This window comes from Paraburkholderia sp. BL25I1N1 (assembly GCF_003002025.1).
GTDB lineage: Bacteria > Pseudomonadota > Gammaproteobacteria > Burkholderiales > Burkholderiaceae > Paraburkholderia.
Map to the genome: position 1 here is coordinate 1 of NZ_PVZB01000028.1, position 14,820 is coordinate 14,820.

Consider the following 14,820-nt stretch of genomic DNA (forward strand, 5'->3'; position numbering starts at 1 on the left):
ATAGTGCGGATTACCCGTGTGAAAGTAGGTAATCGTCAGGCTCCCCAGCAGCAAACAGAAACCCCACCCCGCAAAGGTGGGGTTTCTGCGTTTACCCCGCCGCCATACACGTAGAAAACCCGCGGGATAAATCACCTCATTCCCATCCGCAGAAACCATTCATAGCAACGAGAGAAGGCTCGGCGGCGAACCATTCACCGCCGCCAACCCCCTCGAAAATATTCTATTTGCCCTGCGCCAGAAACCGCTGTGCCAACCGTACCCAGTACGTCGAGCCGATCGGCAACAACTCGTCGTTAAAGTCATAGCTCGCGTTATGCAGCATGCACGGACCCGCGCCATGGCCCGAATCTCGGTGCCCGCCATCGCCATTACCCAGGAACGCGTAACAGCCCGGTTTGGCGAGCAACATGAAAGAGAAGTCCTCCGCGCCCATCGTCGGTTCGACCGCGTCGTCGACTTTATCTGCGCCGACAATTTCCTTCATCACCGTCGCTGCAAAGCGGGCCTCCTCGCTGCTGTTGATCGTCGGCGGGTAGTTTCGGTGGAAACGAATATCGACCGAGCAATCGTAGGCCTCGGCCGTGCTCTCTGCGATCTTGCGCATGCGCGCTTCGATCAGATCTAGCGTCTCGGTCGTAAACGTCCGTACGGTGCCCGCGATCCACGCATTGTTCGGGACGACGTTGACCGCGTCGCCGGCGTGAATCTGCGTGATCGACAACACGGCGGTGTCGAGCGGCTTCTTGTTCCGCGTGATGATGCTCTGCAATCCATTCGCAATCTGCACTGCAGTGAAGACGGGATCGCGGCCGTTGTGCGGCAGCGCGGCGTGCGAGCCCACGCCTTTAATTTCAATGTGAAATTCGTTGCTCGATGCCATGATTGGACCTTCGGTCACGCCGAAGTGCCCCGCCGGCATGCCCGGCCAGTTATGAATACCGAATACTGCGTCGACCGGAAATTTCGCGAATAGGCCGTCGTCGATCATGGCCTGCGCACCAGCGCCGCCTTCTTCGGCAGGCTGGAAAATGAACACGATTGTGCCGTCGAATTCGCCATGTTTGACCAGATGCCGCGCGGCACCGAGCAGCATCGCGGTATGTCCGTCGTGGCCGCACGCGTGCATCTTGCCGTCGTTTTTCGACCGATGGTCGAAGCTGTTCAGTTCCTGTATCGGCAACGCATCCATATCGGCCCGCAGACCAATGGAGCGTGCACCATTGCCGCGTTTCAGCACACCGACGACGCCGGTTTTGCCCAACCCACGATGAGTTTCGATGCCCCAGGATTCGAGCGTTCGTGCCACCAGATCGGCCGTCGCCGTTTCCTCGTAACGCAGTTCCGGATGAGCATGGATTGTTCGTCGCAGGGTCTGAATTTCGCCGTGAGCGGCTTGGATTTCGGGGATAAGTTTCATGATGGAGTGGTGACGCGTCTGTGCTTTCGGCTTGCGTGGAATCGCTCGGGGCCACACTGGCCCGGGCACGGTAATAACCGATTCTACGCCCAAGGCCTTTTTGGCGGCAGCGCGCAGGCCACGCAGCAATTGCCGTAATAGAATCCGGCATTGCTACACCGCTCACCGCCTTCTTGAAAGGATCGCCGATGAATGCTCCGACCGAACTCGCTCGCGCCGTATGCCCGCACGACTGCCCCGACACCTGCGCGATGCGAGTGACGGTCGCGGCCGGACGTGCGATCAAGGTCGTCGCTGATCCCGAGCATCCGCCCACCCAAGGCGCGCTGTGCGCCAAGGTCAGCCGCTATGCGGAGCGCGTGCATCATCCGCAAAGATTGACGACGCCGATGAAGCGCATCGGCCGTAAAGGCGAGGGCCGCTTTGAGCCGATCAGTTGGGATGAGGCGTTCCAGCTGGCGGCAGGCCGTCTCTCGGAGATTGCAAGTCGCGCGCCAGAAGCGATTGTCCCCTACAGCTATGCCGGCACGATGGGTTTGGTCCAGGGCGACAGCATCGCGCAACGATTCTTCCACACGCTCGGCGCATCGCAACTGGACCGTACGATCTGCGCGTCCGCCGGCGCCGCCGGTTTGAAGTACACCTATGGCGCGAGCCTTGGCATGCTCACCGAGTTTTTCGACGAGAGCGAGGTCATCCTCATCTGGGGGTCCAATCCCATCGCATCGAGCCTGCATTTCTGGACCCGCGCTCAACAGGCCAAACGCCGCGGCGCACAGCTGATCGCGATCGATCCATACCGCTCGCTGACCGCCGAAAAGTGTCATCAGCATATCGCCCTGAAACCCGGCACCGATGGTGCCTTGGCGCTCGGCATGATGAACGTGTTGATCGCGGAAGATCTGCTCGATCACGCTTACATTGAGGCCCACACATTAGGCTTTGATGAACTGAAGGCCCGCGCGCTGAATTACCCGCCGTCGCGTGTTGCTGAAATTTGCGACGTTGATGAAAGCGTTATCGTCGATCTTGCGCGACTTTACGGCGGTACGAAAAAGGCCGCGATCCGCATGAATTACGGTCTACAGCGCGTGCGTGGCGGCGGCAATGCCGTGCGCGCTATCGCCTGCCTGCCGTCGTTGACGGGCGCGTGGCGCGAAAGAGCGGGTGGCGTGCTGCTGTCCTCGGGCGGTTGGGCGCCGGTCGACTCGCATGCGTTGCAGCGTCCGGACCTGATGCCGGGCTGGCCGTCCAAGGTCAGCCGCGTCATCAATATGAATACAATCGGCGATGCGTTGCTGCACAAGGGCGACGCCGCGTTCGGCCCTAAGGTCGAAGCGATCGTCGTCTACAACTCGAATCCGGTGGCCGTCGCGCCGGATTCCGAGCGAGTCGCAGCGGGTTTCGCGCGTGAGGATCTCTTCACCATCGTGCTGGAGCATTTCCAGACCGACACCGCCGACTACGCCGATCTGCTCCTGCCCGCAACGACTCAGCTCGAACACTTCGATGTCCATAAGTCATACGGCCACACACACGTGATGGTCAACTTGCCGGCAATCGCTCCGGTCGGCGGTGCACTCCCGAACACGGAGATTTTCCGCGGCTTCGCGCGTCACATGGGGCTGAGCGAGCCCGCGCTATTCGAAAGCGACGAGACCGTCGCCAAAAACGCGTTCCGCTGGCAGGACACAACGCTCGAAGGCGTGGATTGGCAGACGTTGAAGCAAACCGGCTGGGCCCGGCTGAACCTGCCCGACGCACCTTTCGCAGACGGCGGTTTCCGGACGCCGTCCGGCAAATGCGAGTTCTATAGTGAACGGCTCGCGCAGCAGGGGCTCGACCCGCTCCCGGACTATCTGCCGCCCTACGAATCCGCCGACGGCGCACCGGAGCTAGCCGCACGCTACCCGCTTGCGATGATCTCGCCGCCGGCCCGCAACTTTCTGAACAGCACCTTCGTGAACGTCGAAAGTCTGCGTTCGACGGAAGGCGAGCCGCACCTCGACATGCACCCGGCCGACGCTCAATCGCGGGAGATCGTCGATGGCGCTCGGGTGCGGATCTTTAACGATCGCGGTTCCATGCAGGCGCGCGTGCGCGTCACGGATAAAGCCCGGAAAGGGCTCGTGGTCGGCCTGTCGATCTGGTGGAAAAAGCTCGCGCCCGACGGTCGCAATGCCAATCAACTCACCAGCCAGGCGCTCACCGATCTGGGCGGATCGGCAACTTTCTACGACTGCCTGGTCGAAGTCGAGCGCGTCTGAATCCCGCTCAACCGTCCCGCAGCCCACGTCCTTCACAGGTTCGAGGCTGCAGTCTAACCAAGCCGCTTTTCGCGAATAGTACCGAGGTGCCCATGCTACGATGCGTTTTTAGCACGACCATTCGAAAATAAAGGAGGAGACGCTGCATGGACAAAATCTGGCTGAAATCTTATCCGCCCGGCGTTCCCGCAGAGATCGACCCGAGCCGCTATTCGTCGGTCGGAGAACTGCTCGAAGAAGCCTTCCGCGACCACCGCGCCAAACCGGCGTTCGTCTGCATGGGCAAGGAGATCAGCTACGGCGAGCTTGACGCGCTTTCGCGCAAACTCGCCGCGTGGTTTCAGTCGAAGAACCTCGCCCGCGGCGCGCGCATCGCGATCATGATGCCCAACGTGCTGCAATATCCGGTGGCCATTGCAGCCATTTTGCGCGCGGGTTATGTGGTCGTGAATGTGAACCCGCTTTACACGCCTCGCGAGCTCGAGCATCAGCTCAAGGACAGCGGCGCGGAAGCGATCATTTTGCTCGAGAACTTCGCGGTCACACTGCAGGCGATCGTGCGCAACACGTCGATCAAGCACATCGTGGTGGCCGCGATGGGCGACCTGATGGGGATCAAGGGCACGCTGGTGAATTTCGTCGTGCGCAAGATGAAGAAGATGGTGCCGGCCTGGAGTCTGCCGGGTCACGTCAAGTTCAACACCGCCATCGCGGAAGGCGCACGCCAGAATTTCAAAGCGGTCCAGCAAGGTCCTGACGACGTCGCTTTTCTCCAGTACACGGGCGGCACGACAGGCGTGGCCAAGGGCGCGACGCTGCTGCATCGGAACCTGATTGCCAATGTGCTGCAGTCGGAGATCTGGCTCGATCCGGTTCGCGCGAATCGCACGGATATCGGCCAGTTCGTCACCGTCGTGGCGTTGCCGCTGTATCACGTGTTCGCGCTGACCGTGTGCGGTCTGTTGACGATCCGTACCGGCGGCCTCGGCGTACTCATTCCGAATCCACGCGACATTCCGGGCATGATCAAGGCGCTCGAAGGCTATCCGATCACGACGATTCCCGCCGTCAACACGCTCTACAACGCGTTGTTGAATAGCCAGGATTTCCATAAGCTCGATTTTTCGAAGCTGATCGCCGCGAATGGCGGCGGTATGGCGGTGCAGGAAGCCGTCGCCAAGCGCTGGTACGAAGAGACTCATACGCCCATTATCGAAGGATACGGTTTGTCGGAGACGTCGCCGTGCGTGACCTGCAATCCGGTCACGGTCACCGAATACAGCGGAACGATCGGCCTGCCGCTGCCGTCGACGGAAATCTCGATTCGTGACGACGAGGGCAACGAAGTGCCGCTCGGCCAGCCTGGCGAAATCTGCATCCGCGGCCCGCAGGTCATGGCGGGTTACTGGAACCGGCCCGACGAGACCGCGAAGGTGATGACGCCGGACGGATTCTTCAAATCGGGCGATGTCGGCCTGATGAACGATGGCGGCTTCGTCAAGATCGTCGACCGTAAGAAGGACATGATTCTGGTGTCCGGTTTCAACGTCTATCCGAATGAAATCGAAGACGTGGTCGCCAAACTGCCGGGCGTGTTCGAAGTCGCCGCGGTGGGCGTGCCGGACCAGCATTCGGGCGAAGCAGTGAAACTGTTTGTCGTGAAGAAGGATCAGGCGCTCACTGATGCCGACATCTTCGCGTACTGCAAGCAGCAGTTGACCGGCTACAAGCGGCCTAAGATCGTCGAGTTCCGCGCTGAACTACCGAAGAGCAACGTCGGCAAGATTCTGCGCCGTGAGTTGCGCGACGGACGGGCGTAGGCGGAATCGCACATTGATCGGGCACGAAGCCGGCAAGAAGCCGGCAAGAAGCTGGCAAGAAGCTGGCAAGAAGCGACGAGTAAGCGAAAAAGGCCCGGCAGACGAAAGTCTGCCGGGCCTTTCTTTCGCACAGCAATCGCATCGCGAAACCAGTCAGCAGCGCGCGCCATAAAAAAAGGCGCCCGAAGGCGCCTTTGAGGCAGACTGCTTTTTTACGACTTATTAGAACTTGTGACGGATACCGACGCGAGCCGCGAGTTGGTTCTGGTTCGACGAGCCCGACAGGCCGTTGATGCCTGCCGTTGCGTTGACCGTAGCACCCGCTGCGTTGATCGTATCGCCCAGAGCGTGTTGGTACACGCCAATCACGTACACGTCCGTGCGCTTGGACAGGAAGTAATCCACGCCGAGCGAGCCTTGGTGGTATTGAGCACGCGAGTTGCCGTTGATTTCCGCGCCGCGCGTGTAGTCATACGCTGCGCCGACCAGCAATGCCGGGGTCAACTGATACTTGAAGTTGAGTTCTGCATTGTTGAACGTAGCCGACTGGCCCTTGAACGGCGATGCGAACGAAGCGCCCAGGTTGGCGAAGCGGATGTTCGAGTACGTCGCACCGATGGTCGCTGCGCCGAACGTGTAAGCGCCGCCTGCACCGATCACTTGATACGTGTTAGCCGACGAGAAGCCAGCGTACACCGGCGAAGTCACAGCCGCGGCCGGCGTTGCAGCCGTACCGCCGTTGTTGAACAGGCCGCCCGAAGCTGCCGGCGTGCGTGCGTTCAAATAGCCAACGCCCAAGACCAACGGACCGTTGTTGTAGCCAGCGCCCAACGACCAGATCTGGTTCGACGTGACGTTGCCGGCAACTCCGCCGAAGCTGTACGTGCCGCCGAACTTCAGGCCGCCGTAATCAGCGCTCGTGTACTTGACCGTGTTGTTGGTGCGGTACGCGTTGTTGAAGTTGTCGATGTCGCCCGGATGAGCAGCGATGTAGCCGCCCCATTGGTCGCCGGCTTCCAGCGGACCGACGTAGTCGACGACGGAGTCGTACTGACGACCCAGCGTGACCGTACCGAACTGGCTCGACAGGCCAACGTAAGCTTGACGACCGAACATCAGGCCGCCTTGACCCAGCTTGCCGTTGTTCACGTCAAAGCCGTTTTCCAACACGAAGATTGCCTTCAGACCGCCGCCCAGATCTTCCGTGCCGCGCAGGCCGAAACGCGAGCCTTGCATGACGCCGCTGGACAGGTTGTACAGGTGCTTGCCACCCGAGTTGGTGTTGATGTTGAAGCCTTCGTCAATGATACCGTACAGGGTCACGCTGCTCTGAGCATGTGCGACGCCTGCGAATGCGCCCAGTGCTGCGAGAGCGAGAAGCGACTTTTTCATCGAATGATCTCCAAGGATTACGAATCTTTTGTACAAGGCAGAATATTTATCTAGCGTTGAGGCCTTGCATGTCCAACTTCGCGAGAAGTTGCACGTAATGTAACAAAAGGCATACATGGCACAAAGAAAAAGGAGCGGGGCGCGAAGGCTCCTGTTTCGTTTACGCAACATGGTCTAAAATCAGAAATTGGCCGCCCGATTCATGCGGTTTGAAGGTTTTCGCGAAGCCGCTTTTGCACTGCAAAGCCTTGTCGAGCGGACCTGGTGGATCGATGAGGCGGTTGTCGAGTAAGGGAGCGCTGAATGTTTCTGGACGAGTTGATTAGCGAGTTTGATCGGGGTTTACGCTCAATGACCGGCGTGTCGCGGATGAGTCGTCCGTTGCCGGTGCCGCAAGAATCCGCGGTGACCGAACCGGCGGTCGAACTTTCACCGGCCGAGCGTGCGCACGCGGCTGGCTTGATGCGCGTGAATCACGTCGGTGAGGTCTGCGCGCAGGCGCTCTATCAGGCTCAGAAACTCGCGACCAAATCGCCGTCCTTGCGGGCCGTGTTCAATCGCGCAGCGATCGAGGAAGAAGATCATCTCGCGTGGACTTCCAAACGTCTCGAAGCGCTCGACTCGCGCCCCAGTCTGCTCAACCCGCTCTGGTATACAGGCGCGCTCGCAATCGGCCTCGCGGCGGGGCGCATGGGCGACCGCGTCAGCCTCGGCTTCATGGCCGAAACCGAGCGTCAGGTGGAGCTGCATCTCGACGGCCATCTAAGCGAATTGCCGGCAGCCGATCACGAGTCGCGCGCAATCGTCGAGCAGATGCGCGCGGACGAAGCGGAACATGGCAAGGCGGCGATGGAAGCCGGTGGCATGGAGCTACCGTTGCCCGCGCGCGCGCTGATGCGCGCCGTATCGAAAGTCATGACGCGTACCGCCTATTACATATAAGTCAAAGCCAACTGTTCACGTACATCTCGAAAGTGGGACGGCGCCTCGCGCCGTTCGCCTGAAGCACCCAGAAACGCCATCCCACGTCTGCCGATCCCGCTTAACGATCTCTTTCATTCCGCGCCTTTCCCCAGCACTTTTCACGTATCACCTTCACAAGCTGCACTAGCTCGTTCATTTATAACGGTTTTCCGTTTTATGCGCGACGTGAAGGAGTCGCGCTAAGTCCTTGTTCTAACAAACAAAATTCGCTGGAAAAGCACGTATCTCCCTTGACCCCCGTTTAGCGTTCCTCTAAAGTGGGAGACAGTGTGAGAAAGTGTATTTTTGTGTGATCTCACGAGCGGTTTCGGGTAGATTTTCATGGGTCGGGCAGCTGGCGCGCCAATGCGCCAAATGGGGAGAGCGAAGTGTTCCAAGGGGCGTCGGCGCTGACGCTCGATGCGAAAGGGCGGATGTCTATTCCCTCTCGATATCGGGATGCGCTGCAGACACAGGCAGAGGGCCGGGTGACGATCACCAAGCACCCGGACGGCTGCCTGTTGCTCTTTCCGCGCCCAGAGTGGGAGATCTTCCGCGACAAGGTCGACAAGCTGCCTATGAACGCGACCTGGTGGAAGCGCATTTTTCTCGGCAATGCAATGGACGTTGAAATGGACGGCGCAGGGCGCGTGCTCGTATCGCCGGAATTGCGCACGGCTGGCGGATTGGAAAAAGAAGTGACCTTGCTTGGCATGGGTCGTCACTTCGAGTTGTGGGATGCACAAACATACGCCGCGAAGGAACAGGCGGCAATGGCCGAGGGCATGCCCGACGCGTTAAAAGATTTCACGTTCTGATCGCGGTTTACATATATGGCACCTGCGATGGGAAACGAATTGCAGCATCGCACGGTGCTGCTGGAAGAAGCGGTCCAAGCGCTGGTCACGCGCGCAGACGGCGTCTATGTGGACGGCACGTTCGGGCGCGGTGGGCATAGCCGCCTGGTGCTGGAAAAGCTGGCTGAGTCGGGGCGTCTGATCGCTTTCGACAAAGACCCGCTCGCCATCGCCACGGCGCAGCAGATTGCCGATCCGCGCTTCGGCATCGTGCACGAGAGTTTTGCTTCACTGCGCACCGCGATTGCGGAGCGCGGCGTAGGACGGGTGTCGGGCGTTTTATTGGATCTGGGCGTGTCGTCGCCGCAAGTCGACGATCCGGAGCGGGGCTTCAGCTTCCGCGCCGACGGCCCGCTCGACATGCGGATGGACCCGACGCGCGGCGAATCGGCCGCTGATTGGCTCGCGCGGGCCACGGTGCAGGAATTGACGGAGGTGATACGAGATTATGGGGAAGAACGGTTTGCTTTTCAGATTGCAAAGGCGCTTGTTGCTCGCCGGGCAGAGTCCGACCGTCTTGGGCCTCTCGTCAGCACGGGCGAGCTTGCCCAAATCGTGGCTAACGTCGTCAAAACCCGTGAGAAGGGCAAGGATCCGGCAACCCGCACCTTTCAAGCTATACGGATTCACATCAATCAAGAGCTTGCGGAGCTGCAAGTCGTTTTAGAAGCAGCGTTGTCGCTGTTGGAGCAAGGGGGGCGGCTGGTGGTCATCAGCTTTCATTCGCTCGAGGACCGGATCGTCAAGCGATTCATGCAGGCGCACGCGAGTACGCCGACGGTGGATCGCCGTCTGCCGATTCGCGCAGTCGATCTGCCGAGCCCTCCGCTCAAAATCATCGGCCGCGTATTCGCGAGCGACGCTGAAGTCGCCGCGAATCCGCGCGCCCGTTCTGCCGTGATGCGTGTGGCGGAGCGGATCGCACCATGAACCGTCTCAACATCTTCCTGCTGATCATCGTGATGGGCTGCGCTCTGTCCGTCGTCAATGCTACCAATCAGCAGCGCCAGATCTTTATCCAGTTGCAGCGCGCTCAATCGCAGGAGCGTCAACTGCAGCAGGATTATTCGCAACTTCAATATCAGCAGAGCGCGCTGTCGAAAACGTCGCGCATCGAGACTATCGCCACTGATTCCCTGAAGATGCAATCGGTCGCCACCGGCCGCACCCAGTACCTCACGCTCGATCCGGGCGCGGCGAAAGCCGAAGATGCACCGATTCCGACTTCCGGCCCGGCATCGGCGCCGGCACCGACCCGTCGCGGAGGCGTGCGATGAAAAAATCGTCGACTCGCAAGAGCGTGGCTTTCTCAGCCAATCCGATCCTGTCGGTGCGCCTGCCGATGTGGCGCTCGAAACTCGTCGTGTTCCTGCTGTTCATGGCGTTCGTCGCGCTGACCGCGCGCGCCTTCTGGATCCAGGGCCCGGGCAACGCGTTCTATCAGAAGCAGGGTGAAATCCGCTATCAGCGCCGGCTCGAACTGCCGGCCACGCGCGGCAAGATTCTCGACCGCAATGGTCTCGTGCTGGCCACGAGTCTGCCGGTGCGCGCGATCTGGGCGATTCCCGAATCGGTGCCGGACGACCTTGGCGCGGACAAGCTCACGTCGCTCGGCAAACTGCTCGGCATGACTAATAAGGAACTGCGCGCCAAGCTCTCGGAAGACAAGACCTTCGTTTACGTCAAGCGCCAGGTGCCGGTGGATGTCGCAGCTAAAGTCGCCGCGCTGGAGATCCCCGGTATTTACGCGCGCGACGAGTACAAGCGCTTCTATCCGGAAGGCGAGATCACGGCCCACCTGATCGGCTTCACCAATGTGGAAGACGAAGGCCAGGAAGGCGTCGAGCTCGGCGACCAGAAGCTGCTCGCCGGCATGTCGGGCAGCCGCCGCGTGATCAAGGACCGCATGGGCCACATCATCGAAGACGTGGACGAGCAGGTTGTGCCGCACAACGGCCAGGACGTGGATCTCTCGATCGACAGCAAGATTCAGTACATCGCCTACACGAATCTGAAGGCGGCCGTCGAGAAATTCAAGGCGAAGGCCGGCGCGGCCATGGTGATCGACGTGCGCACCGGCGAAGTGCTGGCGCTCGTCAATTACCCGACCTACAACCCGAACGACCGTTCACACCTGACCGGCGATCAGCTGCGCAACCGCATCCTGACCGACACGTTCGAGCCCGGCTCGATCATGAAGCCGTTCACGGTCTCGCTCGCGCTCGATCTGCACCGCGTCACGCCGACTACACTGGTTGATACAGGCGGCGGCCGCTTCGTGCTTGACGGCGCGCCGATTACCGACGACAGCGCGTTCGGCGTGCTGACGGTGGGCGGCGTGATCCAGAAGTCGAGCAACATCGGCGCGACGAAGATCGCCATGCAGCTCAAGCCCGAAGAGATGTGGAACATGTACACCAGCATCGGTCTCGGCCAGGCGCCGAAGGTCGGATTCCCGGGCGCGGCGGCCGGCCGTCTGCGTCCGTGGAAGAGCTGGCGCCGCATCGAGCAGGCCACCATGTCGTACGGTTACGGTCTGTCGGTGTCGCTGTTCCAGTTGGGCCGCGCTTATACGGCAATCGCGCACGACGGCGAGATCATGCCGGTGTCGATTTTCCGCACGCCTGGCGATCAGCCGGCCACCGGCCCGCAGATTTTCGCGCCTACTACCGCACGTCAAGTGCGCGCCATGCTCGAAACCGTCACGGCGCCGGGCGGCACCTCGCCGGATGCGGCGGTGCCGGGCTATCGCGTCGGCGGCAAGAGCGGCACGGCGTACAAGCATGGCGCGCACGGCTACGACCACTCGAAATATCGCGCTTCGTTCGTCGGTATGGCGCCAATGCCGAACCCGCGCATCGTCGTGGCCGTCTCGGTCGACGAACCGACGGCGGGCAGCCACTTCGGCGGTCAGGTGTCGGGTCCGGTGTTCTCGAGCATTGTCGGCGACACGCTGCGCTCCTTGAATGTGCCGCCGGACATGCCGGTCAAGCAAATGGTGGTGTCGGACGATTCGGCACCGGCCGCACCGACCGCGCCCGCCACGCCGGCCACGGCCAAGAAGCTCTCCACCAGCGCCGGCGCGAAGAAGATGACGATTTCCGCGAACGCAAAAAGCCATCCGGGAGTCGTGCGATGAGCATGTTGCGGAAGAAGCATCCCGCACAGCGGCAGATCGCCGACGCCCTCGCCTGGCTGCATGCTCACGTGCAGCCAGGCGCGCATCTGCACGCCGACACGCGCTCGCTCGCGGCCGGCGACGCGTTTTTCGCCTATGCCGTGGACGGCGCGGACAACCGCCCGTTCATCGACGGCGCGATCGAACGTGGCGCCGCCGCCGTGCTGGTTCAGCCCGAAGGCTTCAGCGGCGCGATCGATCCGTCGAACACGCTGGCCGTGCCGGCGTTGAACGAACTGGCGGGTTCGATTGCGAGCGGCTGGTACAACGATCCGAGCGACAGCATGCTGACGCTCGGTGTTACCGGCACGAACGGCAAGACCTCGTGCAGCCAGTGGATCTCGGCGGCGCTGACGGCGCTCGGCACGCGTTGCGCGATCATCGGCACGCTCGGCACCGGCTTGCCGGGCCACCTGGTGCACACCGGCTTTACTACGCCCGACGCGCCGCAATTGCAGCGCAGTCTCGCGCAGTTGCGCGACGCGGGCGCGCAGGCGGTAGCCATGGAAGTGTCGTCGCACGCGTTGCATCAGGGGCGCGTGAACGGCACGGCGTTCGACATCGCCGTGTTCACGAATCTCACGCAGGACCATCTCGACTATCACCATACGTTCGAAGCCTACGAAGCGGCCAAGGCGCGTCTGTTCGCCTGGCCGGAACTGCGCGCGGCCGTGATCAACCGCGACGATGCAGCCGGCCGCCGTTTGCTCGCGAGCACGCAGGGTCATGCACGCACCATCGCGTACGGGCTTGACGAAACGCTGCAAGACGCGCCGCAAGCCGACGCGCTTCTGCTCGCTTCGAACGTGCGCGCTACGGCCACAGGCACCGCGTTCCATCTGAGTACTTCCGATTGGGGCGATGCCGAAGTGGAAGTGCAGACGCTCGGCGCGTTCAACGTCAGCAATCTGCTCGGCGTGTTGGGCGCACTGCTCGCCGCCGACGTCCCGTTCGGGGCCGCCGTGGCCGAACTTGCAAAGCTCGAGTCGGTGAACGGCCGCATGCAGCGGCTCGGTGGCCGCTTGCAAAACGACGAACCGCTCGTCGTGATCGACTACGCGCACACGCCGGACGCGCTGGAAAAAACACTCGAAGCGTTGCGCCCGATGGCGACCGCACGCGGCGGCGAACTGATCTGCATGTTCGGCTGCGGCGGTGACCGCGACGCCACCAAGCGTCCGCTGATGGGCGCGATCGCCGAGAAAATCGCCGACGGCGTCGTGGTCACCAGCGACAACCCGCGCAGCGAAGATCCGCAAGCCATCATCGAGCAGATTGCGGCGGGCATGAAAGACGCGTCGAAAGCGCGGCGTATCGAGGACCGCGCGAGCGCGATTCTGCAAGCGATCCGCAGCGCCGCGCGCGAAGACGTCATCGTGCTGGCCGGCAAGGGGCACGAAGCAACACAGGAAATCATGGGCAAGAAACGCGCTTTCTCGGATCAGGACCACGCTCGCCTCGCGCTAGCCGCGCGCGCGACGCACGCACGCGGAGGTGGCGAATGAACATGTTCTCTCTGCGTGAAGCCGCCGCGCTGATCTCGGGCGCGACCGTGCTGGGTGACGAGGGCGTTACCTTCGAACGCGTCTCGACCGACAGCCGCAGCGCGGGCCCTGGCGATCTGTTCGTCGCGATCAAGGGCGATCGCTTCGACGCCCACGACTTTCTGCCGGACGTCGCCGCGCGCAATGTGACGGCTGTTCTCGTCACGCGCACGCCGCAAGACTGGACTGTGCCGGCGCTCAAAGTCACCGACACGCGCATCGCGCTCGGCGCGCTCGCACGCGGCTGGCGCCGCCAGTTCAGCATGCCGCTCGTCGCGGTGACGGGCAGCAACGGCAAGACCACGGTCAAGGAAATGATCGCGTCGATCTTCACCGCCGCAGTCGGCGCCGACGCGCGTCTCGCGACCGCGGGCAACTTCAACAACGACATCGGCTTGCCGCTCACGCTGTTCCGTCTGCACGCAGCGCACCAACTGGCAGTGGTCGAACTGGGCATGAATCATCCGGGCGAAACCTCGGAGCTCGCGAAGATCGCTGAGCCGACGGTGGCCGTGGTGAACAATGCGCAGCGCGAGCATCAGGAATTCATGGCGACGGTCGAAGCGGTCGCGCTCGAACACGCAAGCGTGATTCACGCGCTCTCGCCGGAAGGCGTCGCGGTGTTCCCTGCGGACGATGCCTACGCGAGCATCTGGCGCGTGGCCGCAACCGGCAACCGCATCATGGACTTCGCACTGAACTCCGCCGAGCGCATCACCGAAGCCGCAGTAAAAGGCACGTTCGCCGGCAACGTCCTGAGCATCGACACGCCGGAAGGCCAGGTCGAAGTCACGCTGAAAGTGCTGGGCGACCACAACGCGCACAACGCCTTGGCCGCAACGTCGGCAGCGTTGGCCGCGGGCGTGTCGCTCGACGCGATCAAGCGCGGCCTCGAATCGTTCGGCGCCGTGAAGGGCCGCTTGCAGGTGAAGCAAGCCGTACTCGGCTCGCTCGCCGGCGCCACCGTCATCGACGACACCTACAACGCCAACCCCGATTCGATGCGCGCCGCGATCGACGTGCTCGCCTCACGCGCCGCGCCGCGCGTGCTGGTGATGGGCGACATGGGCGAAGTCGGCGACAACGGCCCGGCGTTTCACCGCGAAATCGGCGCTTATGCCAAGGAACGCGGTATCGACGCGCTGTACGCAATGGGCGACGCCTCGCGCGACGCCTGCACTGCGTATGGCGCGAACGCGCATCACGTCGCCGATATCGGCACGCTGGTCGCGCAATTGCAGCAGGCCGGTTTCGGTCCTGGTGCAACGCTTCTCGTGAAAGGCTCGCGCTTCATGCAGATGGAGCGCGTGGTGGACGCCGTAACGAGTCCACAACCCAACGCAGCGGGCAGTACGCCCGCCGCACATTGAAATAGAAGG

Annotated in this window: 11 protein-coding genes; 9 read left to right on the forward strand and 2 right to left on the reverse strand. The window is 61.9% G+C overall.

The features are described 5' to 3' along the window. Nucleotides 1-223 precede the first annotated feature (223 nt). Nucleotides 224-1,420 carry a M20 aminoacylase family protein gene (locus tag B0G73_RS32015; RefSeq protein WP_106285151.1) on the reverse strand — a complete coding sequence of 399 codons (1,197 nt, stop codon included), beginning with the start codon at nt 1,418-1,420 and terminating at the stop codon, nt 224-226. A gap of 188 nt (nt 1,421-1,608) precedes the next feature. Between B0G73_RS32015 and B0G73_RS32020 the strand changes: the two genes are divergently transcribed. After that, a complete protein-coding gene (locus B0G73_RS32020; protein ID WP_106285152.1) occupies nt 1,609-3,687 on the forward strand; it encodes a molybdopterin-dependent oxidoreductase in 2,079 nt (692 codons plus the stop codon). A 146-nt stretch (nt 3,688-3,833) separates the two neighbouring features. After that, nucleotides 3,834-5,507, forward strand: a complete 1,674-nt coding sequence (locus B0G73_RS32025; RefSeq protein ID WP_106285153.1) for a long-chain fatty acid--CoA ligase — start codon at nt 3,834-3,836, stop codon at nt 5,505-5,507. A gap of 222 nt (nt 5,508-5,729) precedes the next feature. Here B0G73_RS32025 and B0G73_RS32030 read toward each other — a convergent pair whose 3' ends face one another. Further along, the gene (locus tag B0G73_RS32030; RefSeq protein ID WP_106285154.1) at nt 5,730-6,899 is read right to left on the reverse strand and encodes a porin; all 1,170 of its coding nucleotides are present in this window, start codon (nt 6,897-6,899) and stop codon (nt 5,730-5,732) included. Between the two features lie 303 nt (nt 6,900-7,202). Here B0G73_RS32030 and coq7 point away from each other — a divergent pair, with 303 nt between their 5' ends. The 7 genes from coq7 (at nt 7,203) to murF (ending at nt 14,811) form a co-directional block, all read left to right on the forward strand. Then, nucleotides 7,203-7,841: a 2-polyprenyl-3-methyl-6-methoxy-1,4-benzoquinone monooxygenase gene (gene coq7 / locus B0G73_RS32035; protein ID WP_106285155.1), complete on the forward strand. Its 639-nt coding sequence runs from the start codon at nt 7,203-7,205 to the stop codon at nt 7,839-7,841. A gap of 410 nt (nt 7,842-8,251) precedes the next feature. After that, entirely contained in the window at nt 8,252-8,680 is a 429-nt protein-coding gene (gene mraZ, locus B0G73_RS32040; protein ID WP_012434430.1) for a division/cell wall cluster transcriptional repressor MraZ, read from the forward strand. A gap of 15 nt (nt 8,681-8,695) precedes the next feature. Further along, on the forward strand, nt 8,696-9,649 hold the full coding sequence (gene rsmH, locus B0G73_RS32045) for a 16S rRNA (cytosine(1402)-N(4))-methyltransferase RsmH (RefSeq protein WP_106285156.1): 954 nt from the start codon (nt 8,696-8,698) through the stop codon (nt 9,647-9,649). Continuing rightward, nucleotides 9,646-9,996, forward strand: coding sequence for a cell division protein FtsL (gene ftsL, locus B0G73_RS32050; protein WP_106285157.1), 351 nt, complete (start codon nt 9,646-9,648; stop codon nt 9,994-9,996). Before rsmH ends, ftsL begins: the two co-directional genes overlap by 4 nt. Continuing rightward, complete coding sequence (locus tag B0G73_RS32055; protein WP_106285158.1) at nt 9,993-11,858, forward strand: penicillin-binding protein 2; 1,866 nt, start codon at nt 9,993-9,995, stop codon at nt 11,856-11,858. Before ftsL ends, B0G73_RS32055 begins: the two co-directional genes overlap by 4 nt. Further along, nucleotides 11,855-13,402, forward strand: a complete 1,548-nt coding sequence (locus B0G73_RS32060; protein WP_106285159.1) for a UDP-N-acetylmuramoyl-L-alanyl-D-glutamate--2,6-diaminopimelate ligase — start codon at nt 11,855-11,857, stop codon at nt 13,400-13,402. The genes B0G73_RS32055 and B0G73_RS32060 overlap by 4 nt, the downstream gene beginning before the upstream one ends. Beyond that, complete coding sequence (gene murF, locus B0G73_RS32065; RefSeq protein ID WP_106285160.1) at nt 13,399-14,811, forward strand: UDP-N-acetylmuramoyl-tripeptide--D-alanyl-D-alanine ligase; 1,413 nt, start codon at nt 13,399-13,401, stop codon at nt 14,809-14,811. Before B0G73_RS32060 ends, murF begins: the two co-directional genes overlap by 4 nt. The last annotated feature ends 9 nt before the right edge of the window (nt 14,812-14,820 follow it).

Bases quoted from the DNA above. Each gene is read 5' to 3' on its own strand.
- B0G73_RS32015 (WP_106285151.1), bottom strand. From the start codon at position 1,420: ATGAAACTTATCCCCGAAATCCAAGCCGCTCACGGCGAAATTCAGACC.
- rsmH (WP_106285156.1), top strand. From the start codon at position 8,696: ATGGCACCTGCGATGGGAAACGAATTGCAGCATCGCACGGTGCTGCTG.
- B0G73_RS32025 (WP_106285153.1), top strand. From the start codon at position 3,834: ATGGACAAAATCTGGCTGAAATCTTATCCGCCCGGCGTTCCCGCAGAG.
- B0G73_RS32030 (WP_106285154.1), bottom strand. From the start codon at position 6,899: ATGAAAAAGTCGCTTCTCGCTCTCGCAGCACTGGGCGCATTCGCAGGC.
- B0G73_RS32060 (WP_106285159.1), top strand. From the start codon at position 11,855: ATGAGCATGTTGCGGAAGAAGCATCCCGCACAGCGGCAGATCGCCGAC.
- B0G73_RS32055 (WP_106285158.1), top strand. From the start codon at position 9,993: ATGAAAAAATCGTCGACTCGCAAGAGCGTGGCTTTCTCAGCCAATCCG.
- murF (WP_106285160.1), top strand. From the start codon at position 13,399: ATGAACATGTTCTCTCTGCGTGAAGCCGCCGCGCTGATCTCGGGCGCG.
- B0G73_RS32020 (WP_106285152.1), top strand. From the start codon at position 1,609: ATGAATGCTCCGACCGAACTCGCTCGCGCCGTATGCCCGCACGACTGC.
- ftsL (WP_106285157.1), top strand. From the start codon at position 9,646: ATGAACCGTCTCAACATCTTCCTGCTGATCATCGTGATGGGCTGCGCT.
- coq7 (WP_106285155.1), top strand. From the start codon at position 7,203: ATGTTTCTGGACGAGTTGATTAGCGAGTTTGATCGGGGTTTACGCTCA.